Source organism: Pseudomonas sp. SbOxS1 (genome assembly GCF_013416725.1).
Lineage (GTDB): Bacteria > Pseudomonadota > Gammaproteobacteria > Pseudomonadales > Pseudomonadaceae > Aquipseudomonas.
In genome coordinates this window covers 93,235-115,080 of record NZ_JAAVXC010000023.1, presented here as the reverse complement: position 1 = coordinate 115,080, position 21,846 = coordinate 93,235, and the positions used below count along the sequence as shown (strand labels likewise).

Below are 21,846 nucleotides of genomic sequence, written 5' to 3'. Positions count from 1 at the left end.
ATAGACATGAAAGGTAAATCGAAGCCGTCCAGCCAGTCATCGTTTGCTCGCAAACTAGGTATCGTCGGCGGACTTGGTTCACTGGCCGGCGGCGATCTTTTCTACAAGCTGGTGAAGTCCCGAGCGGTTTTGGAGGATCAAGGCCGCTATCACTTCCTGTTTGAGCAACACCCCTTCAAGGACGTCCTGATGCCCCTGGATCGGGGAACCAGCATGACCTCCAGAAAGTTCTATGTTTTCCAGGTTTGCCAGACATTCGAGGCCAGCGAGGTCAATGCAGTTGTACTGCCCTGTTTTGCCAGTCACACCTTTCGTGAGGAGATCCAGGAGGAAATTGGCATACCCGTTCTGGATATGATGGCGGCGCTACGAAAGCACGTGGATCATGTCGCTGAACGCGGCAGTACGTTGGGGATCATCGCGTCTGACTATGTTCGGCACTCAGGACTGTTTGAGCGCTATTTCGGCAATGACTTCAAGCTCGTTTATCCCAGCGATAACAAGCAATCCGGGTTGATGGGCGCCATGTACGGGGTTAACGGTATCAAGGATGGATACCTTGACGGTGTGCCGCTCGAATGTGTCTATCAGGCCTGCCTGTCGCTTCAGGATCAGGGAGCCACAATCATCTTGCCTGGCATGACTGAGCTCTCATTGGTTTGTGGTGATCTGCAACGGCGTGGTCTCACTGTACTGGATATCAACGAGATCTATGCCGCTTTCGCCACCTTGGAGAAAGGCCAATCGACCCGCCCACCTTTCAAGCTTGGGATAGTGGGCGGCGTTGGGCCAGCGGCAACTGTCGACTTCATGGGCAAGGTCGTTGCGCATACACCGGCAGGTCGCGATCAGGAACACATCAAAATGGTGGTGGAACAGAATCCCCAAATCCCTGATCGCACCGCCAACCTACTGTATGACGAAACCGATCCGACGATGGCGATGTACGCAACATGCAAGCGACTTGAAAGCTCGGGTGCCAATGCCATTGCGATTCCATGCAATACCGCTCACGCATTTGTAGAGCGCATCCAGGCGCATTTACGTGTACCCATTGTGAATATGCTGACAGAGACCGTTGAAGCCATCGTGCAGCGTTACGGTGCTGGTAAAACCGTCGGGCTGCTCGCTACGTCCGGCACAATCAAAAGTCAGGTTTACCATGAGGCAGCGAGGCTAGCCGGGCTTCAAATAATTACCCCCGGTGTGGACTACCAAGCGTTGGTGATGGAATCGATATACGGAGATCACGGGATCAAAGCAGGTTTCACAGAGGGTATATGCAAAGACCAGCTCCTAATCGCCGCAGAGCACTTATGTGAACTGGGCGCTGATGTGCTGATCCTGGGATGCACGGAGCTACCTCTGGTGCTGGAGCATAGCGAATCCTGCATGATCAAGAATCATGAGGTCGCATTGGTTGACCCGACAACCATTTTGGCATTGAAGTGCATTGAGCTTGCCCGAGAAAATACGCTAAAGCCTGGTCAGCCAGCTGGCTTGCCGATTACTTCTACCTCTACCGAACCCCTCCCGAAGCGATAGGTCTGCTCTTATATGACCTTCGGGAATAAATCCAATGTCCACTCAACACACCCTTGTCATGCTCGCTCGAGGCGGATATGCCGCTCGGGGCATTCTGTATCTGATCATAGGTATTTTCGCTCTGCTGGCGGCTCAAGACTCGACAAAACCGAAGGACAGTCAAAAAAGCCTGGAAGCATTGTTAACCCAGCCATTCGGATATGTCCTGGTTGGGCTAGTGGTGGCTGGTCTACTCGCGTTCGCAGGGTGGCGTCTGGTGCAAGCGATTCGCGACGTCGATCATCACGGTACGAAACTCAAAGGGTTAGTGATTCGCGCAGGTTTGTTAGTGGGAGGTTTGATCAACGGCGCTCTTGCGTTTTTTGCATTGGGGCTGCTCATAAGCGGCGTCAGAAGTTCAGGCAGTTCCGCAGGTGGGGAGACTAAGGATTTACTGGCGCATCTTTTGTCCTGGGATCACTCAAACGTGTTGGTTTACCTCGTGGCGCTCGTCCCACTAGGCGTAGGAATCGCTCACATCATCAAGGCATGGAATGCGTCGTTCGAGAAGTACTTTGAGGCTGACGAAGACGTGATGCGCTATATACGCCCGGTGTCTCGGTTTGGACTCATAGCCCGAGGAGTGGTGTTTATCGAGATAGCCCTGCTCCTGGTGATCAGCGGCTCCCGTTATCAAGCCACTGATCCACCAGGCATGAAGGAAGCCCTCGATGCTCTCCAGAATCTGCCCGTTGGCGGTTTGATCTTGATGGTGATGGCGTTGGGGTTGATCGCCTTTTCGGCTTACAGTTTTTCAGAAGCCGCTTGGCGCAAGATAAATATGGATGTGCCGGGAATACCGAGATCATAGTCGCCAAGTGCCCCTGATGGATACAGTCCTCGAGAAATTGTGAATTTTTCGCCCTGGGCACTCTCTCTATTTCGAGTGCTTTCGCGACAAAAGAAGCAGCGTCCCTCACATGACCGTTGAGAGCGAAGACTACTGTCCATAGACAAGGAATGATCATGACCCTTTATATTTTCCTTTTGGCCTGCGCAGCAGCGGCAAGCACAGGCATCTTTTTTAAACCCGGTCAGTGGTACGAATCTCTCGCTAAACCCGGCTTCACGCCACCCAATTGGTTATTTCCAGTCGCCTGGACGACAATTTATCTGTTACTCGCCTGGGCCGGATATCGGTTGACCCAGATACCTGGTAGTCAGGTAGTGCTGGCTTTATGGGCTGCGCAGATTGCGCTTAATACGCTATGGACACCGGTGTTTTTCGGTGCGCAACGCATTCTCGCCAGCATGTTGATCCTGACGCTGCTCTGGCTGGTGGTCGCTGCAATGGTAGTGATGGCTTTGCGGCTTGACGTGATCACCGGCTTGATCCTGTTTCCTTACCTGGTATGGCTTTGTTTAGCCGGTGCGTTGAATTTTTCCATATTGAGCAAAAACCGATGAGTTGATCTGGACCTGTCATAAATCTGCTCTCCCCTGACAAAAACGAGCCTTTTGTTCACGTTCGACGATCCCTGCAATCCCTGAGGCGCGCTGCTCTTCGATCAGGCGCGTAATTGAGCAGTGAAATCCGCTTCATTCCGAATTATGATTTAACTAGATAGTTAGCTATCTATATAATGCACAGATCATTTCAACGGGACACTTAACGTGAAGCAGAGTCACCGCCTCTCGGGCATATCAAAATTCATTCTGGTCGGGTTGGGCGTGATCATCGCCCTCCTCGGTTTGGCATTGGCTGCAGGTGGCGTGAAACTGGTCAACCTGGGAGGGTCCTGGTACTTCCTGGTGGGTGGGCTGGTGATGGCCGTTTCCGGTCTGCTGATCGCTCGCTGCAAAACGGCCGGTGCCTGGTTGTTCGCCGCGTTTCTGGTGGGCACGGCGATCTGGGCTGTGTGTGATGCCGGGCTGGTTTTCTGGCCGGTATTCTCACGCCTGTTCATGTTCAGCGCCGTTGGCCTCGCGGTCACGCTGGTCTACCCGCTGCTCAAGCGTGCCAATGGTAGCGTCCCAGGTCGCGGTGCCTATGGCATCGCTGCTGTGTTGGCAATTGCGCTGGCGGTGGCCGCTGGCAACATGTTCGTTGCGCACCCGACTGTTGCCGCCACGGGCACTGGCCCGGGCCTGACGCCGGTTGAGCCGGACAAGGCGCAAAAGGACTGGGCTCACTACGGTAATACCGAAGGCGGCAGCCGCTTCGCAGCACTGGATCAGATCAATCGCACTAACGTCGACAAGCTGAAAGTCGCGTGGACGTACCACACCGGTGACGTCGCCGAGAGCGATGGCAATGGCGCCGAAGACCAGCTCACCCCGCTGCAGATCGGCAACAAGGTGTTCATCTGCACCCCGCACAACAACCTGATCGCCCTGGATGCCGACACCGGTAAGGAACTCTGGAAAAACGCGATCAATGCGAAGTCGAAAGTCTGGCAGCGTTGCCGTGGCATGGCTTATTTCGATGCCACTAAGGAGATCGCTCAGCCAAGCAATTCGAGCATCATCGAAGCCAAACCTGCCCCGGCAGCCAACTGCCAGCGCCGTCTGCTGACCAACACCATCGATGCCCGCCTGATCGCGGTCGATGCCGACACCGGCGAGTTCTGCCAGGGGTTCGGCAACAACGGTCAGGTTGATCTGAAGGCAGGCCTGGGTGATGTTCCGGACAGCTATTACCAGTTGTCTTCCGCACCGCTGATGGCCGGCACCACCGTGGTGGTTGGCGGTCGCGTGGCCGACAACGTGCAAACCGACATGCCGGGCGGCGTGATCCGTGGGTTCGATGTGATCACCGGCGCGATGCGCTGGGCATTCGACCCGGGCAATCCGCAGGATCGCAACGCGCCGGCCGACGGCAGTACTTATGTGCGCAGCACGCCGAACAGCTGGGCGCCGATGTCCTATGATCCAGCGACCAATACGGTGTTCCTGCCGATGGGCAGCTCTTCCACCGACATCTATGGTGTCGAACGCAGCAAGCTCGATCACACCTACGGCGCCTCGATCCTGGCGCTGGACGCCAGCAGCGGTGAAGAACGCTGGGTCTATCAGACCGTTCACAACGACCTCTGGGACTTCGACCTGCCGATGCAGCCGAGCCTGATCGACTTCACCAAGGACGGCAAAACCGTACCGGCGCTGGTCATCGGCACCAAGGCCGGGCAGATCTACGTGCTTGACCGTGCCACCGGCAAACCGCTGACCGACGTTAAAGAAGTGCCGGTCAAAGCGGCAAACATCCCTGACGAACCGTACTCGCCCACCCAGCCGAAATCGGTGGGCATGCCGCAGATCGGTGCGCAGCACCTGACCGAATCCGACATGTGGGGCGCGACCCCGTACGATCAGTTGCTCTGCCGTATCGACTTCAAGAGCATGCGTTACGACGGCTTGTACACTGCGCCGGGCCTGGACAAATCGCTGAGTTTCCCAGGTTCGCTGGGCGGCATGAACTGGGGCAGCATCTCCACTGACCCGGTGCACGGTTTCATCTTCGTCAACGACATGCGTCTGGGTCTGTGGATTCAGATGATCCCATCACAGAACAAAGGTCAGGCCACTTCCGGTGGCGAAGCGTTGAACACCGGCATGGGCGCGGTTCCACTCAAGGGTACGCCTTACGCAGTGAACAAAAACCGCTTCCTGTCGGTGGCCGGCATTCCTTGCCAGGCGCCACCGTTCGGCACGCTGACCGCCATCGACATGAAGACGCAGAAAGTTGCCTGGCAGGTTCCGGTCGGCACCGTTGAAGATACAGGGCCGCTGGGCATCCGCATGCACCTGCCGATCAAGATCGGTCTGCCAACCCTTGGCGGTACCCTGTCGACTCAAGGTGGCTTGATCTTTATCGCCGGCACTCAGGACTTCTACCTGCGCGCGTTCAACAGCGGCAACGGTGAGGAAGTGTGGAAAGCGCGTCTGCCCGTCGGCAGCCAAGGTGGCCCGATGACCTACGTTTCGCCGAAAACCGGCAAGCAATACATCGTCATCACCGCCGGCGGTGCTCGCCAGTCGACCGATCGCGGCGACTACGTGATGGCTTACGCCCTGCCGTAAGCCGCTGTGCCCGCCTCACTGGCGGGCAAGCTTTCAGTGCGCGGCACCTGCGGGTACCGCGCCGCTTTGCGAAATCATTCAAGATTCCACCAGGTAGACTCACATGTTTTTGGCTGTTCGCTTTTCCCATGCAGGCTGGCTCAACGGATTGCTGCTGGGCCTGACCTGCAGCGCCACCCTGCCCGCCTTCGCCGATTCCAACCTTTTGACCCGCAATACCCTGACCGGCGATTGGGGTGGTCTAGGCCACCAGATGGACGAAAACGGCATCAAGTTCACCGGCGACTACAGCGGCGAAACCGCCTACAACGCCGATGGCGGCCTGCACCGTTCGGCTCGTTACTCGCAGAACATCAAGCTCGGCGCGCAGTTCGACCTGAGCAAACTGTATGGCGTGGATAACGCCGGCAAGATTCAGCTGACCATCAACGACCGACGCGGCAATAGCGCCTCCGAGGATCTGGTCGGCAACCGCCTGCCCATCCAGGAAAACTACGGCGGTCTCTACACTCGCCTGACTGAACTGAGTTACGAGCGCAGCCTGTTCACCCCGGCGCTCAACGTTAAGCTGGGTTACATGGCCATGGGCAACGACCTCGGTGGCCTGGACAGTGGCATTCTCTGCAACTTCATGAACGCCGGTTTCTGCGGCCATCCGCTGAACATGTCCGGCGGTAGTGGCTGGACCAACTACCCCAACGCCCACTTGGGCGTGCGCATGAAGTACGACCTGTCCTCGTCCTGGCAACTACGTGTGGCGGCCTTCAATGTCGATCCTGAGAGCAACGGCAATTCCAGCCGTTCCTGGCATCTGGGTCCGAAACATACGACCGGCACCGTGGTACCGATCGAACTGGTGTACAAGCACGCGGGTGAGTTGCCCAGCGAGTACAAGGTTGGCTACTACTACGACAGTTCCGACGTGAAACGCATCGGCAGCGATAAAGAAGTGTCCGGCCGCAGCGGTCATTACCTGCTGATTGATCAGGCCGTGTGGCGTTCGCAATCGTCCGAGGGCCGCAGTCTGCATGCCTTCGGCCAATACTCGGCGGCCAGCGAAGCGGCCTCGCCGTTCAGCAAGTGGTACGGCACCGGCGTGGTTCTGTACAAACCGTTCGAAGGTCGCCCGCGCGACACCGTCGCCCTGGGCTATGGCCGGGCTGTACCTAACCCGCGCAGCCGCGATGTGCAGGAGGACGCCGCACTGGCCAATGGCACAACGTTCCCGAATCTGGACAGTGCCGAACAACTGATCGAGCTTGGCTACGGCTACCAAGCCACTCCTTGGTTGACGCTGCGCCCGAATGTGCAATACATCATCGAACCCGGCGCGTTTTCCGGGCAAGACATCGACAATGCGCTGGTGCTCGGTTTGCAGGTGAAAGCTGTGCTCTGAACTCTCGGTCAGGGAACCTCAAAGAAACAGGAAAACCGGCGCAAGGCCGGTTTTTTGTTGTTCGTTTATCCTCCCCGTCGACCGTCTGTCGCTGACGGCCGCGAGAAACCCTGCGATTGACGCCAGGGTCTTTTACTCATTCCCGTTCACCTTCTCGCGGTTTCGTTCGCTAATCGCACGACATCTCGTGCCGGGACACCCACCACCCCCCGTTGTTTGGCACGCTATGCACACCTAGCAGTCATGATGATCCGATCGGGTTTTCCATCAGATCATTCTGTTCAGCCACAAAAAAAACGGGAGTACGTCTTGATCAACAAAACATTTGAATCCGTCGCTGCTGCACTGGACGGCATTGCCGACGGTTCGGTCATCATGGTGGGTGGCTTCGGCACTGCCGGGATGCCGTCGGAATTGGTTGATGGCGTCATCGCTTCGGGTGCTCGCGAGCTGACCATCATCAGCAACAATGCCGGCAACGGTGAGATCGGTCTGGCCGCATTGCTCAAGGCCGGGCGCGTGGCCAAGGTCATCTGTTCGTTTCCACGCCAATCCGATTCCTATGTATTCGACGAACTCTACCTGGCAGGCAAGGTGCAACTTGAGGTCGTGCCTCAAGGCAATCTGGCCGAACGCATTCGCGCGGCTGGCTCTGGAATCGGTGCTTTTTATTCGCCAACCGGATACGGCACCTTGCTGGCCGAAGGCAAGGAAACCCGGGTGATCGACGGTCGCAACTATGTGCTGGAAATGCCGTTGCATGCCGATGTCGCACTGATCAAGGCTGAAAATGGCGATCGCTGGGGCAATCTCACCTATCGCAAAGCCGCGCGTAATTTTGGACCGATCATGGCGATGGCAGCGAAAACGACGATCGCCCAGGTCAAGCGGATCGTCGAGTTGGGAGAGCTGGACCCCGAACACATTGTCACGCCGGGGATCTTCGTTCAGCGCGTGGTCGCAGTGCCGCTCGCCCCTATCTCGAATGCCAACGTCAACTGAGGCCCGCCATGACTGTCATGAAAAAACTATCGCGTAGCGAAATGGCCCAGCGTGTGGCCGACGATATTCTCGAGGGTTCTTACGTGAACCTGGGCATTGGCGTGCCCACGCTGGTGGCCAACTACCTCGGTGACAAGGAAGTGTTCCTGCACAGTGAAAACGGTGTACTGGGCATGGGCCCGAGTCCTGCACCGGGGGAAGAAGACGATGACCTGATCAACGCGGGCAAACAGCATGTGACGTTGCTGGCCGGTGGTGCCTATTTTCACCACGCCGATTCGTTCTCGATGATGCGCGGTGGGCACATCGATATCGCCGTGCTTGGCGCCTTTCAGGTTTCGGTCAACGGCGACCTTGCCAACTGGCACACCGGCGCCGAAGGTTCAATTCCTGCAGTGGGTGGCGCGATGGACCTCGCGACAGGCGCGCGTCAGGTGTTCGTCATGATGGATCACCTGACCAAGACTGGCGAAAGCAAATTGGTGCCGCAATGCACCTACCCCCTGACCGGTATTGGCTGCGTGACTCGGATTTATACCGACCTGGCTATTCTGGACGTCACTGCGAAAGGATTGAAGGTCCGGGAGATTGTCGCCGATATAAGCTTTGAGGCATTGCAAACGCTCAGTGGCGTGCCGTTGATTCGATAACGGATCGAGTTCGCGTGGTCATCACGCAGCCATGTGCCGGACGGTTTCAAGCCTGTCCGGCAACGGGTGAAAACTGCAACGCACGCGCGCGTGTCGGTTCAAATCATTAGGCGACTGCTCGCCAGCCCAACTGGGCACGGGCCTCTTGAAGGTCGGACTGCATGTCGTGATTCCACAGCCAGTCGAAACGCTCGGCGAGGGTTTTGCCCAGTAGTTGTTCGTCATCGGCCACAGCTGGATCACGCATTTCATAAAGCTCCCCGGCTTCCCAGGAGGTACGCTGCACACGGCAGGCACGGGGACGACGGATGGCGTCGTAGGCTGCAAGCACCGCCTGTGGCTGGCTGTCCAGGACCTGTGGATCGGCCAGCAATCGCGCCAGAAGCCAGGCGTCTTCCAGGCCCTGACCTGCTCCAGCGCCCTGGTGTGGCAACATCGCATGCGCAGCATCGCCGATCAGACCCACGCGGCCGTGCACGTAGCCTGGCAACTCATCGAGTTCATGCAGCGCCCAAAGGGTGGGGGATGGAATGCATTCGAGCAGCACCCGAGCAGCGTCTCCCCAATGGTTGAAGGCAGAGAGCATTTCTTCCTGGCTGGCATTGCGTACCCACGGAGCATCGCTTGGCCAGGTTGGATCAGGACGACTGCGATCGGAAATGAAGGCTACAACGTTGATAAGCCGGCCTTGTTTGACAGGGAACGTGAGGATATGAGCATCAAGCCCCAGGTACATCTGCGGGACGTCGATCAAGTGTTCATCGACACCCCGGGCCCGGTAGGCCTCGCGCAGCTGTTGGCTGTCGATCATCCCGCGATAGGCGCAGGTACCACTGAAACGTGGCGCAACCAGGGGTTGGCCAAGACCGTTGAGAACATGATCACGAATCGATGACTTGATACCGTCCGCGGCGATCAACAGGTCGCAGCGATACTCTGTGCCATCGGTGAACACCACGCGAGCCTGTTCGGCATCTTGCTCGACACTGACGGCGCGCTTGCCGAATTGAGCGATTCCGTCCGGCAACTGGCTGGCCAGCGCATCGAGGAAGTCAGCACGGTGTACCGATGACTGCCCTACCCCTTCGGCCAGGCTTGCGCCCAGATAACCGGCATCTTCACCACGACGCCATTCGAACCAGATGTCCTGCCACGGATCCTGCGTCTGGTCGGCAATCTTGCGGTATGGTTCGGCAATACCCAGGCCCGCAATGGCACGAACGGCGTTGGCACCGAACGAGACACCCGCTCCGACCTCGCCAAAGGCAGGCGCCGATTCAAATAATTGCACGTCGAGGTGGGAATGACGGCAAAGGTCCAGTGCCAGAGCCACACCGGCGATACCGCCGCCAACAATGCCGATTTGCAGTTTGGATTGAGAAGTACGCATAGCAAGTTACCCATGAGGCTGATTGTTATTGGAGTAAGCAAATCATCGCCATCCGAGCGCTATTGATAAATACCGCAACCCTCATACATTCCATCATGGGTGTGAATATTACTCTTCAGGTCGAACAGGCATCGGTCAGACGAGCCCTCCCCGGGCTCGTCTTTTTCTGCAAAGGTTACTGCGCGGGTTGCCGGGATAAAGCGGCCTGACGGCCGGGAGCGTTCTGAATCAGAAACACCAGAATGGCGATGGCCCCTATCAGTCCCGGTATGGCGAAGATGAGAAAGCTGGCTTGCAGCGGCAGTGATGAAGCATGCAGTGCCCCACCCAGCAGCGGACCGATAATGGCACCGGTGCGCCCGATACCCATCGCCCAACCGAGCCCGGTAGACCTTATATGCGCGGGGTAATACTGCACCGTGCAGGCGTTGGCCAGGATTTGTGTGCCAATGGTGCACGCCCCTGCAATGGCGATGAGCAGATAAAGAACGGGTAACGGCGCCTTGAGCGCCAACAGGCTAAGGGCTAACGCTCCGCAACTGAAAAACGCGAACAAGACCTTGGCGATCCCGATACGGTCCCCCAGCCACCCACCCGCCACCGCGCCAATTATCGCGCCGACGTTTAACGCCAGCAGAAACGCCAGGCTGGAGTTCAATCCGTAACCTGCAGCGGTCATGAGTTTCGGCAGCCAGGAACTCAGCGCGTAAACCATCAGCAAACAACAGAAAAACGCCAGCCACAGCATGAAAGTGTTCACCTTGCGGCCGTCCTGGAACAGCTGCGCAATCGACACTTTCGTGCCTTTGGCGACCATCTGGTTCAACTGGTCATTGGGAGTGGGTACGTAAGACGGCTCGGCTTGTGCCAATAGATTTTGAGCCTCCACGGACTGCCCGGTGCGCAGTAGAAAATCCATCGACTCCGGCAGTTGGCGTATTAAAAAAGGCAAGGCCAACAGAGGTATCAGCGCTACATAGAACACGGCTTGCCATCCCCACTGCGGGATCAGCACCATGCCCAGGCCCGCCGATAGCATTCCGCCCAACGAGTAGCCGCTGAACATGATCGCCACCAGGGTGCTACGGGATTTCTTTGGCGCGTACTCGTTCATCAACGCCACAACGTTGGGCATCACCCCACCGATCCCAAGACCGGCGATAAACCGGCACAACGCAAACGCCTCGGGGCTTTGCGCCAAGCCGTTGATCGCTGTGACGCCACTGAAGATGGCGACACACATCATGATGGTTTTACGTCGACCGATACGATCGGACAGTGAACCGAAAAACAACGCCCCCAGCATCATGCCCACCAGCGCGCAACTGCCCAGCGCACCAGCCTGCAACGAACTGAGGCCCCACTCGGACATCAATGAGGGCAACACGACCCCATAGATGACCAGATCGTATCCGTCGAAAATGATGATCAGCGCGCACCAGAACAGTACGCGCGCATGGAAGGCATTGAACCGTGCCCCGTCAATCAGGGCTGACACATCTATCGTACGCATGGCTTCGCTCTTCTTTTCATTGTTATAGAGCCGGAGGATCTGACGCCTCCGGAAAATTGCGAGCTGCCCAATGGACGCGGAGCGTTCAGAACCGGGCATGGATTCGATCATGGGCAAACCAACAACCGGGATAAATGCAGCCAGGCGAATACTCATTATTTCGAACGTGAATAAAGCTCGAGACTAAACAAAAGGCCCGAATATCTCTCAATGGACGCGATGGTAGGTGCTTGTTAGGCTTGGGACCCTTGCAGCGGCTCATTTAGAGCGGTTCAGACCCAATAACGGGCAACGATCTATCGCCCTCATGAGCACGCAATCTGCACGAGGCGTTATGGAACTACGTGAGCTTGACCTCAATCTTCTGCTGGTATTCAACCAACTGCTGATTGACCGCCGGGTATCGACCGCGGCGGATAATCTCGATCTGACCCAGCCTGCTGTCAGCAACGCGTTGAAACGCCTGCGTGTCGCCTTGAGCGACGAGCTTTTCGTGCGCACTTATCAGGGAATGGAGCCCACGCCTTATGCCCGGCAGTTGGCCGAACCCGTCGCACTGGCCATTCAGACCTTACGCGACGCACTGAGCCGACAGGACACGTTCGACCCGCTCAGCAGCAATCGCAGATTTACCATGGCAATGACCGATATTGGCGAAATCTACTTCATGCCACGGCTGATGGACGCGCTGGCTGAGCGCGCTCCGGGGTGCTCGATCAGTACACTGCGCAACACTTCCGATACCCTGGCCGAAGGGTTGCAAAACGGTGCGATCGACCTCGCCGTTGGATTACTGCCACACCTGCAAGCCGGTTTTTTTCAGCAGCGCCTGTTCCACCATCGCTATGTCTGCATGTGCCGTAAGGACCACCCCGCTACCCGGGAACCGTTAACGCTTGAGCGTTTTTGCAGTTATGAGCACGTTCGCGTGGTGGCGGCGAACACGGGGCACGGCGAAGTTGATACGTTTCTGGCGCGGGCCGGTATAGAGCGAAACATACGCCTGGAGGTCCCCCATTTCGTTGCGGTTGGCCACATCCTTCAACGCACCAACTTAGTGGCAACAGTGCCTGAGAGATTTGCCAGCAGTTGCGAACAACCCTTCGGCCTTGCGGTTCTACCGACGCCGGTGGAACTGCCAAACATCGAAATCAACCTGTTCTGGCACGCACGCTATAACAAAGACCCCGCCAATCGTTGGCTTCGCCAGCTGATGTTTGAATTGTTTTCGGATTAAGTCGCCTGAGTGAGTCTCGCTGCGACGCCAAACCTGGGTGATATCGCCAGAGAAACGATTCCTGGTTTTTTGGCTCATGGGTCTTGCAGTAACGAGCGTTCGCCATTGACCCCGGTTCCTGGGTTCTTCAGATTGCCAGCGCATTGTTGCGGCAGTGACAGGCATGACACTATGCAAGCGATTGAATCTTCATCGCACCGCAAGGACCTGTCCGTACGTGAAACTCCATCAAATCAAGGCACTGGTAGCCATCCACCAAACCGGAAGCATCAGTGAAGCCTCGCAGGTACTGCACGTCACTCAACCCGCCATCAGCCGGTCGATAAAGGATCTGGAGAGTGAACTGGGCCTGGCTCTGCTGCAGCGCTCCCACAGGGGAATGTCACTCACCGACGAAGGCCGTCGCATCATTCGTCATGCACAGTTGACCGTCGAGAGCATGCGACGCCTGCAACTGGAGGCTGAAAACATCAAGGATATGCAGGTCGGTGAGGTCACCATCGGTGTCACGTCCCTGACATCAGTCCTCAAAGGACTGGGAGAATGCATTGCCGGGTTCCAGGCGAAGAATCCGCGTGTTCGCATTCGCCTGGTGAATCTTCGTCCCAACCAGATGTTGCAGCGGCTGCGGGACGGTACCCTGGATTTCGCCATAACCTCGCAGCAGCATACCCAGAGGCTAAACCTGGATTGGGAAGCGTTGAGCCGCATGCGGGGCCTGGTGGTCTGTCGAAAAAACAATCCTCTTCGCCACTCCCACTCGCTGCGTCAGTTGCAGTTTGCAAACTGGATCAGCCTCGATGCCATCGACGATCACTCGTCGCAGTTCTATCAAATGTTTGAAGACAACGAGATACCTGCGCCGCAGCGGATAACCGAGTGTTCATCAGTCTTGTTGGCGCTTGATCTGTTACACCATGCCGATGCGTTCATGACGCTCAGTGAAGCCGGAATGGAAAACACATTGCCCAAAGGACTCAATGAAGACCTGATGCAGGTCATGATCGAAGAAAGCATCCCGGAGTACCCGATCTATCTGGTCTGCATTGATCGCCATGCTTTGACAACGACTGCCCGAGATCTCTACTACGCGATCAGGAGCGTGCTCTCAAAGAACCAGCCAATGGATGCGTCACGCTAGAGCGCAGCGGCAACTGAGAGACTTAAGAAAAACGCAATGATATGCCCAACGGTTAAGTCTGTTCCTTTTCCTTGGGACCGACCACCATAACCTCAAGAGCATCGGGCCAAACCCCGTATTTGAAGCTTGAGTTGCTTGCCACAGCGACCGTGTCGCTGTCGTCAAACAGTGCGTGTGTTCGATAATCGGGCCAAACCGCACCGATCTGGCACCGAGTTTCACTGGAACGGCTGGACATCATAACCAACGGTTAATCATCGAAGAAAAGCGCAAGTGCGCAGTGACAGTGTTTGCCGGATATTCGGCCCACAACAAAACTGTCACAGGAAATATCGATGACTACTCTGCAAGCGCCCCCTCTCCCCCGCGCCGCTGCGCCATCCGTGATCGGGTCCAGGAAAGCTACCGTAGCCTGCGCTCTGGGCAATGCCCTGGAAATGTATGACTTCACGATCTACAGCTTCTTTGCCGTGGTGATTGCAAAGAACTTTTTCCCCGCACAGTCGGCAATGGCATCGCTTCTGATGTCCCTCGCTACATTTGGCGTCGGCTTTCTGATGCGGCCAGTCGGCGCGCTTGTGATTGGTCGCTTTGCCGACCGCCGTGGCCGCAAGGCCGCTTTGAGCCTCACGATCAGTTTGATGACTTTCGGCACAGCGATGATTGCCTTCGCGCCTTCCTACCAGGACATAGGCTTGTTCGGCACCTTGATGCTGGTGGCTGGCCGCCTAACGCAGGGGTTTTCGGCGGGTGGTGAAATAGGCACTGCGTCGGTCTACCTGATGGAATCCAGCGCTACGGCAAATCGCTGTCGCAATGTGAGTTGGCAGGCTGCCAGCCAAGGCTACGCGGCCATGGTGGGGGCTGGTCTCGGTTTGCTGCTCAACAACGCATTGAGTGCCGAAGACCTTGAAAGCTGGGGCTGGCGCATTCCCTTTGTGCTGGGGCTGCTCATCGGACCGCTAGGCTGGTACATCCGTCGCTGCTTGCCGGAAACTCACGAAGTCGAACCGACCAAGCGCGACGGTCGGCTACGCGATCACATCGACCTGCGGCACACCCTTCTGGCGATCGGCCTGATGGCCAGCGCCACCATTGGCATCTACCTGTTCATTTTCTACATGCCCGCCTACCTCACGGTCACCCTGGGTTACCCGCAACGTAGCGCCCTGGCTATCGCCTGCGTGGCAAGTGCCTGCCTGGCTGTCATCACGCCTCTGGCAGGACGCTTTGCCGATCGCCACGGCCTGCGCAAGAAACTGCTGGCCTGGACGATCACCCTGCCCGTGTTGCTGGCATGGCCAGCCTTCTACCTGCTCAGTTTGAGCACCAATTTGTGGGTGGCGATGTTCGTCATCGCGATTCTGGTGTTGCCTGGCTGTATCGGTTCGGGTGCTTTCTTCGCCCTGATCATGGAGGCGTTTCCGAAAAATCGCCGCGCCCTGGGCACTGCCGTCAGCTACAGCTTCGGCGTCACCCTGTTCGGCGGCTTCTCCCCACTGATCGCCACATGGCTAACGGCGGCCCTGGATAACCCCCAGGCGCCAGCGCTGTACCTGCTCGCCGGCGGCGCCATCAGTCTGGCGTGCCTGGCGGTATTCCCCGAAAACCCTGGTCGGGAGTGACCTGATGAATGCATTGAACCAAACCCAAACCCGGACCGTTGGCGAACTGGACCTGGAGACGTTTATCCAGCTGCGCCGGGAAATTCACCAGAACCCTGAACTGGGCGCGCATACCCCGCTGACCGCCGAGTTGGTGGCGAGCAAGCTCGAAAGCTGGGGCTACGAAGTTCATCGCGGTATCGGTGGACATGGCCTGGTCGGCGTACTGCGTCGAGGCAGCGGCACTCGCCGCCTGGGCCTGCGTGCCGACATGGATGCCCTGCCGATGCAGGAGAAAAACCGCTTCGCCCATGCCAGCCGGATCGAGGGCCGCATGCACGCCTGCGGCCACGACGGCCACACTGCCATCCTGCTGGCAGCCGCGTGGCGAATCGCTCAGTCGTCCGACTTCAATGGCACGCTCAACCTGATTTTCCAACCTGACGAGGAAGGCCTGGGTGGAGCCAAGGCCATGATGGACGACGGCCTTTTCAAACGTTTTCCTTGTGACGCGATCTTTGCCTTGCACAACTTGCCGGGAATACCGTTGGACACCGCTGTGGTCCAGGCCGGTCCGACCATGGCCTCTTCGGAATGCGTGCGCGTGTTGATCAAAGGTCGCGGCGGTCATGGCGCAATGCCCGAGCGCGCCGTCGATCCGGTACCGGTGCTGGCCAGCATGATCAACGCGATCCAGACGGTGAAGTCGCGCAATCTCTGCGTTGATGAACACGCCGTGATCAGCATTGGCATGGTCGAAGCCGGCAGTGTCTACAACATCATTCCCGACACGGCATCGATGTTGATCAGCGTGCGTACCGATACAGCGCAGACTGAAGGCAAAATCAATCAGCGCCTGGCGGAAATCGCCCAAGGTCATGAATTGACATTCGGCGTCAAAATCGAACTTGAAATCACGCAACTGGCGCCAGCACTGGTCAATAGCGTGACGGAAACGGAGATACTTCGCCAAAGCCTGGCGCCGCTGTTCAAGCCCGGCCACTTGTTGCCGCACGCGGCGAAGATCATGGCGACAGAAGATTTTGCCTGGATGCTGACCGAGGTTCCCGGCTGCTACTTCTTCCTGGGTAACGGCGAAGGCGAGTTTCATGGCTGCTCAGTGCATAACCCCCACTACGACTTCAATGACGAGCTGATTCGTATCGGCTCCGATTGCTGGGTCAAGCTTGTGAAGGATTATCTCAACTGATGTCGCAGGTTTGGGCGATGTTTGATGAGTGTTCAAGCCGTTAAACCAGCAACCCGCTATCTGAACGACCACCATCAGGCTGCCTGCGGCCTGATGGACAAGTCGGGCCACGCCCTGCCCGCGCAATAACTTCATAACGATTACTCGGCGACTTTCTTCTTATCTGCCCTAAAAACAACAACAGGCAAAGTCTATGTATCGCAAAGGTAATTTGGCGCTTTTCACCGCTGGCTCGCTGGCGGCCGCGGTTTCTACTTCTCAGGTCAATGCCCAGGAACAAGGTTTTCTGGAAGGGAGTTCACTGACACTCAATACCCGACACTGGTATTCACACGAAGTCGGCCATAAGGCCACGTATTTCAAATTGCAAACACCAGACGGCGTGCGCAAGCTGCGTGACCGTACTGCCTGGCTGGAAGGCTTCAGACTCGACTTCGTCTCCGGTTTTACTGAAGGGCCGGTGAAGTTCGGGCTGGATCTTTCGACCTTCTCGGCGGTGGCGCTGGAGCGCAGCCGGACAGCGGCGGCAGGCGGCAGTAATCGAATGTTGGTGGACAAGGACGGCGATGTGGTCGATGACTGGAGCAAACTCGGTATCGCGGCGCTGAAGTTCAAAGTTGCCAACACACTGCTCAAGGTTGGTAGACAGCAAGTCAGGACACCGATGATGTCCTACACCGACACCCGCACATTGCCCTCATCGTTCAATGGTGTGACTCTGGAAAGTCATGACGTCGAAGGTTTGACGATCAAGTCTGGCTACTTCGACAAGGGCTCGCCGCGTACCGGGGCTGGAAGCCAGGATTTGAGTCCCACTTACGGTTCGCCCCTGGTTACCAGTGACTTTAACGCTTACGCCGGGGCCGACTATGTGTCGAGCGCTGGCTGGCGCAGCAGCGCCTATGTCTCTCGCTTCGACGATATCTGGGATCGCGAGTATTTGGGCTTGGGCATGAAAACCAACTGGGGACCGGTCAACGTCGATGTGCAACTGGATGCCTATAACACCCGATCGAGTGGTCGCGAAATCGGCGGCAATATCGACCAGCAGGCCTACGGCCTCAGTATCACGCCCCAATGGCGCAACCACTCGTTGAAGATCGGCCTGCAGCAAATCAAGGGCGACGAATATTTCGATTATCCCTTCGAATCCAATGCCATCAACCTTCCCAATACCATGATGTCCTTCTTCAACGGCCCCAATGAGCGCTCGATAGGGGTGTTCTACAACAACGATTGGGTCGCTTATGGTCTACCTGGTCTCAAGACTACGCTCTGGTACATCAAGGGCATGGGCATCGACGGCAGTCATTACGACGGTGGCCCGAACGGCATCTACAACTCGGTACTCAAACAACAGGGTGAAAGCCACTATGAAGTCGGCGTCAGTGCCAGTTACACCGTGCAATCGGGCACCTTCAAGAACATCAGCCTGATCACCAGTTATTCCACGCACCGTGCCAGTGAATATCAACTGGAAGGCAATCTTGATGAGCTCAGGCTTATCGTCAACGTACCGATCAAGGTGTTCTAGGCGAGCGCGCGGCATGCTGGCCCGATGAAACGGTGAAACAACCGCAAGGTGCACGACCGGCCTTGCGGTGCATCTACCTGGCGGTTTATTCAGTGCGCAGCAAACACCACACCGACCTGCTCGGCGTACTTCATCCATGCAGACTTCAGCCGTTGCACTGTCTCTGGTCGGGCGCCAGCCAGGTCGGTGGTTTCGCCGCGGTCCTGCGACATATCGAACAACTGCCATTGCGGCGCTTGCGCATTATCGCCAAACCCGGTTTGCGGGCGCATGCCCAGCAGTTTCAGGTTTCCCTCGCGGTAGTAAGTGTTACCGAACAGCTCTCCGGCCAGGCTGTCGTTGCTGTGCGGGCTGCCTTTACCGGCGAGCATTGGCAGTATTGATTTACCGGTAATCGGGTGTTTACCTGTATCGGTTGGCAGCGCGATACCTGCCAGTTCCAGAAAGGTCGGTGCCAGGTCGTCCACCCGCGCAACGCCGCGTTCCACTCCCTGGCGACGCAGTGCCTTGGGCAGTTGGACAATCGCCGGCACGCTGATACCGCCTTCTGCGGTGGTGCCTTTGAACAAGTGGAAGGGAGCCGCGCTGACCTCGGCCCAGCGCGGGCCATAGTCGATCTGTGATCCCTTGCGACCGAGGTTGGCATAGCTATTGTCAGTGTGTACGCCCGGCGGATAGAACTGGACGTGGCTCTCCCCGGCCGCGCCGTTATCGGACATGAATACGATCAAGGTGTTGTCGTACTGGCCACTCTGGTGCAGGTAATCGATCAGTCGGCCAATGTTATGGTCGAGGTTATCGACCATGGCGGCGTAGATTTCCATCTTCCTCGCCTCGACACTTTGCTGCTCAGCGCTCAATTGCTCCCAGCCCGGTATTTTTGGATTCACTGGCAGCGGCCTTGCAGGCTGGGCATCGTTGGCCATGAGGCCGAGACTTTTCATCCGTTCGATCCGCGCCAGACGTACGCTGTCATAACCCTGATCAAAACGTCCGTGGTATTTGTCCAGGTATTGCTGGGGCGCTTGCAGCGGCCAGTGCGGTGACGTGAAGGCGGCGTAGGCGAAAAACGGCCTGCCGTCTTGCCGGCTGTTTTCCAGGTAGCTGATCAGCTTGTCGGTGTAGAAGTCCGAGGAGTAGAAATTCTCCGGCAGCTCTACGTCTTTGCCGTTTTCCCAGTAGTGCACCTGTTCGATCTTTGCCGGGTCGACACTGGAGGGTTTGAAGTGCGATGCGCCACCCTCCAGCAAGGTGAAAGATTGCTCGAAGCCCCGTTGATCCGGTCCTTGATCCGCTTCCAGGCCCAAGTGCCATTTGCCGACCATGAGCGTGCTGTAACCGCCCTGTTTCAGCAGTTCGGCAATTGAGTAGGAACGCTGGTTCAGATATCCCTCATAACCCGGCTTGCCTCGTTGGAAAGGTTGCAAGGCTTCCGCCATGGTGCCGAGTCCGGCCAGGTGATTGTCGGTGCCGGACATCAGCATGGAGCGGGTGATCGAACAGGTCGGCGCGGCGTACATGTTGGTGAACTGCAGGCCATCCCTGGCCAATTGATCCAGGCTGGGCGTGCTGATTTCGCCGCCATAGCTGCCCAGGTCGGAGTAACCCAGGTCATCGGCCACGATCAGCAAGATATTGGGTTGCGCCGAGTCAGCGCTGGCCGCCAGCACCAGGCTGCTATTTAGTACCAGTGCGGTCATCAGTAACGTTTGAGGCAGACGCAAAAGAGGCATGTGTTCTCCCTTATTGTGTTTTGTCGGTGACGGTTCTCTGTTTGGTGGTGCGCCTTACTCTTCGAAAATCGCCACCGCACGCACAAAACCGGCTGACGCGTGTTTGATCTTGTAGGGAAAACACGACACCACGAATCCGTTGGCCGGCAGGGTTTCCAGGTTGGCGAGCTTTTCCATTTGCCCATAACCGATGTCGCGCCCGGCCTTGTGCCCTTCCCAAATGATCGAGGCATCGCCGTTGGCTGCAAAACGCTCACGGGTGTACTTGAATGGAGCATCCCAGCTCCAGGCGTCGGTGCCGACCACCCGCACTCCCCGCTCCAGCAGATACATCGTGGCTTCACGACCTATTCCGACGCCGGCATCCAGGTATCCCTGCTGCCCGAACAATGCACCGGCACGGGTATTGATCAGCACGATATCCAGCGGCTGTAATTGATGGCCAATGCGCTCCAACTCGGCTTCGATTTCGTCCGCCGTCACCACATGACCATCTGCCATATGCCGAAAGTCCAGTTTCACCCCCGGTTGCAGGCACCAATCCAGTGGCAGCTCGTCGATGCCGAAGGCTGGCTGGCCGCCGTCGGTGGTCGAGGCGTAGTGCCAGGGCGCATCCATGTGCGTGCCGCTGTGGGTGGTGATTTGCAAACGTTCGGCCGCCCAGGATTCTTTGCCGGGCATCTGCTCGAGTTGCAACCCCGGGAACATTGCAGCCATCTCAGGCCAGCCTTGCTGGTGATCCATGTAGTCGATCTTCGGCAGAAGCGGCGGCGGATCAGTGTAAGGGTTGTTGTCCAGGGTGACTGAAAGGTCAACGAGACGACGTTCAGGCTTGGTGGGCTGTGACATGAAAAGTGTCTCCGGTCAGAGGTAGATGTCGGGGGGCTACGGGGTTGAGTGCATTGCGGACCAGTGCGGCGGCTGTCCGGTCATGGCTGAAACCGGCGGCACGGGACTGGGGGGTTTTCAAGGGCGGCATACGGCCGAACAGCGCTTCCAGGGCCGCGTCAGGCGCGTAGCTGATCAAGCTTCGACGCTCCTGCCCATAGCGCTCGGCCATTGCGTCGACCACCTGGCTAATGGACAAATGCAGCACCGGCAACTGCCATACCCGTTGTGCTTCGAGCACGGCGCCATCCAGCTCGGCGGCGTGGATCAGGTTGTTCACACAACAGCGGGCCGACATCCACCACGCCGTCGCCTCTGGCGAGACCGGGCATTGATAGGACTCACCGTCGGCAAACGCCCGCATCAGGTCGCTCATGAACGCCGAGCGCAAGCCATTGGGCTCGCGAGGCCGGGCGACGATGCCCGGCAAGCGCAGCACCCTACCCTCCACATCGCCTCGCCGGGCAAGGTCGCTCACGGCGCTTTCCACCATGGCTTTGTGGGTGCCATAGGACAACTCGGGGCGCAATTGGGCAGTCTCATTCATGCGCACCGGCAGTTGACCGCCGTACACCGCAACGCTGCTGGCGTACACCAAAACGGGTGGCTGGACGTTGTTGCGTAACTGGTTTAGCAGTTCAAGGCTGGCCAGCAGGTTGACCTGATAGCCAAGTTCGTACTGCTCCTCAGCCGCGCCACCGGGAATACTGACCAGATGGAACACTACGTCGATGCCATCGGCCAATACCCTGCGCATCAACGCCGGATCGGTCACGCTGCCGAAATGACGGCGCAGACGGGTATCCTCCGGCAAGCCCCGCAAGTCCCTGTCCAGGACCAGCAACGAGTCTATGCTCTGGCCCCGTAAGCTGCCCCGCGCCAATAGACAAAGCACCAGCTCACGTCCGACAAAACCATTGGCACCGGTAATCAACACGCGCATA

The 21,846-nt window shown here is 57.6% G+C and carries 17 protein-coding genes; 12 read left to right on the top strand and 5 right to left on the bottom strand.

Annotation, left to right across the window (positions count from 1 at the left end; all coding sequences use genetic code 11):
* The first annotated feature begins 6 nt into the window (after positions 1-6).
* The 7 genes from HFK74_RS19325 to HFK74_RS19295 all read left to right on the top strand — a co-directional run bounded on the left by HFK74_RS19325 (position 7) and on the right by HFK74_RS19295 (position 8,652).
* The gene (locus HFK74_RS19325; RefSeq protein WP_180204860.1) at positions 7-1,545 is read left to right on the top strand and encodes an amino acid racemase; all 1,539 of its coding nucleotides are present in this window, start codon (positions 7-9) and stop codon (positions 1,543-1,545) included.
* 34 nt (positions 1,546-1,579) lie between these two features.
* A complete protein-coding gene (locus tag HFK74_RS19320; protein ID WP_180204859.1) occupies positions 1,580-2,395 on the top strand; it encodes a DUF1206 domain-containing protein in 816 nt (271 codons plus the stop codon).
* A gap of 155 nt (positions 2,396-2,550) precedes the next feature.
* On the top strand, positions 2,551-2,991 hold the full coding sequence (locus HFK74_RS19315) for a TspO/MBR family protein (protein ID WP_180204858.1): 441 nt from the start codon (positions 2,551-2,553) through the stop codon (positions 2,989-2,991).
* 207 nt (positions 2,992-3,198) lie between these two features.
* Entirely contained in the window at positions 3,199-5,604 is a 2,406-nt protein-coding gene (locus tag HFK74_RS19310) for a glucose/quinate/shikimate family membrane-bound PQQ-dependent dehydrogenase (protein ID WP_180204857.1), read from the top strand.
* Between the two features lie 103 nt (positions 5,605-5,707).
* Positions 5,708-7,000, top strand: coding sequence for a carbohydrate porin (locus HFK74_RS19305; RefSeq protein WP_180204856.1), 1,293 nt, complete (start codon positions 5,708-5,710; stop codon positions 6,998-7,000).
* A 309-nt stretch (positions 7,001-7,309) separates the two neighbouring features.
* Positions 7,310-8,002: a 3-oxoacid CoA-transferase subunit A gene (locus HFK74_RS19300; RefSeq protein ID WP_180204855.1), complete on the top strand. Its 693-nt coding sequence runs from the start codon at positions 7,310-7,312 to the stop codon at positions 8,000-8,002.
* Positions 8,003-8,010: 8 nt separating this feature from the next.
* Positions 8,011-8,652 carry a 3-oxoacid CoA-transferase subunit B gene (locus HFK74_RS19295; RefSeq protein ID WP_180204854.1) on the top strand — a complete coding sequence of 214 codons (642 nt, stop codon included), beginning with the start codon at positions 8,011-8,013 and terminating at the stop codon, positions 8,650-8,652.
* 106 nt (positions 8,653-8,758) lie between these two features.
* On the opposite strand, the gene salA is transcribed toward HFK74_RS19295, so the two are convergent.
* On the bottom strand, positions 8,759-10,042 hold the full coding sequence (gene salA, locus HFK74_RS19290) for a salicylate 1-monooxygenase (protein WP_180204853.1): 1,284 nt from the start codon (positions 10,040-10,042) through the stop codon (positions 8,759-8,761).
* A gap of 175 nt (positions 10,043-10,217) precedes the next feature.
* Entirely contained in the window at positions 10,218-11,555 is a 1,338-nt protein-coding gene (locus HFK74_RS19285) for an aromatic acid/H+ symport family MFS transporter (RefSeq protein WP_180204910.1), read from the bottom strand.
* A 334-nt stretch (positions 11,556-11,889) separates the two neighbouring features.
* Between HFK74_RS19285 and HFK74_RS19280 the strand changes: the two genes are divergently transcribed.
* From HFK74_RS19280 to HFK74_RS19260, 5 genes are all read left to right on the top strand, one after another.
* A complete protein-coding gene (locus tag HFK74_RS19280) occupies positions 11,890-12,792 on the top strand; it encodes a LysR family transcriptional regulator (RefSeq protein ID WP_180204852.1) in 903 nt (300 codons plus the stop codon).
* Between the two features lie 217 nt (positions 12,793-13,009).
* Entirely contained in the window at positions 13,010-13,933 is a 924-nt protein-coding gene (locus HFK74_RS19275) for a LysR family transcriptional regulator (protein WP_180204851.1), read from the top strand.
* Positions 13,934-14,268: 335 nt separating this feature from the next.
* Positions 14,269-15,558, top strand: coding sequence for an MFS transporter (locus tag HFK74_RS19270; RefSeq protein WP_180204850.1), 1,290 nt, complete (start codon positions 14,269-14,271; stop codon positions 15,556-15,558).
* 4 nt (positions 15,559-15,562) lie between these two features.
* Complete coding sequence (locus HFK74_RS19265) at positions 15,563-16,747, top strand: M20 aminoacylase family protein (protein ID WP_180204849.1); 1,185 nt, start codon at positions 15,563-15,565, stop codon at positions 16,745-16,747.
* Between the two features lie 193 nt (positions 16,748-16,940).
* Positions 16,941-18,281: an OprD family outer membrane porin gene (locus HFK74_RS19260; RefSeq protein WP_180204848.1), complete on the top strand. Its 1,341-nt coding sequence runs from the start codon at positions 16,941-16,943 to the stop codon at positions 18,279-18,281.
* Positions 18,282-18,370: 89 nt separating this feature from the next.
* On the opposite strand, the gene HFK74_RS19255 is transcribed toward HFK74_RS19260, so the two are convergent.
* The 3 genes from HFK74_RS19255 to HFK74_RS19245 are packed head-to-tail and all read right to left on the bottom strand — an operon-like array spanning position 18,371 to position 21,845.
* Positions 18,371-20,014, bottom strand: a complete 1,644-nt coding sequence (locus tag HFK74_RS19255; RefSeq protein ID WP_180204847.1) for an arylsulfatase — start codon at positions 20,012-20,014, stop codon at positions 18,371-18,373.
* 54 nt (positions 20,015-20,068) lie between these two features.
* Positions 20,069-20,863: a cyclase family protein gene (locus HFK74_RS19250; RefSeq protein ID WP_180204846.1), complete on the bottom strand. Its 795-nt coding sequence runs from the start codon at positions 20,861-20,863 to the stop codon at positions 20,069-20,071.
* Positions 20,841-21,845, bottom strand: a complete 1,005-nt coding sequence (locus tag HFK74_RS19245) for an NAD-dependent epimerase/dehydratase family protein (RefSeq protein ID WP_180204845.1) — start codon at positions 21,843-21,845, stop codon at positions 20,841-20,843. The genes HFK74_RS19250 and HFK74_RS19245 overlap by 23 nt, the downstream gene beginning before the upstream one ends.
* Between the last annotated feature and the right edge of the window lies 1 nt (position 21,846).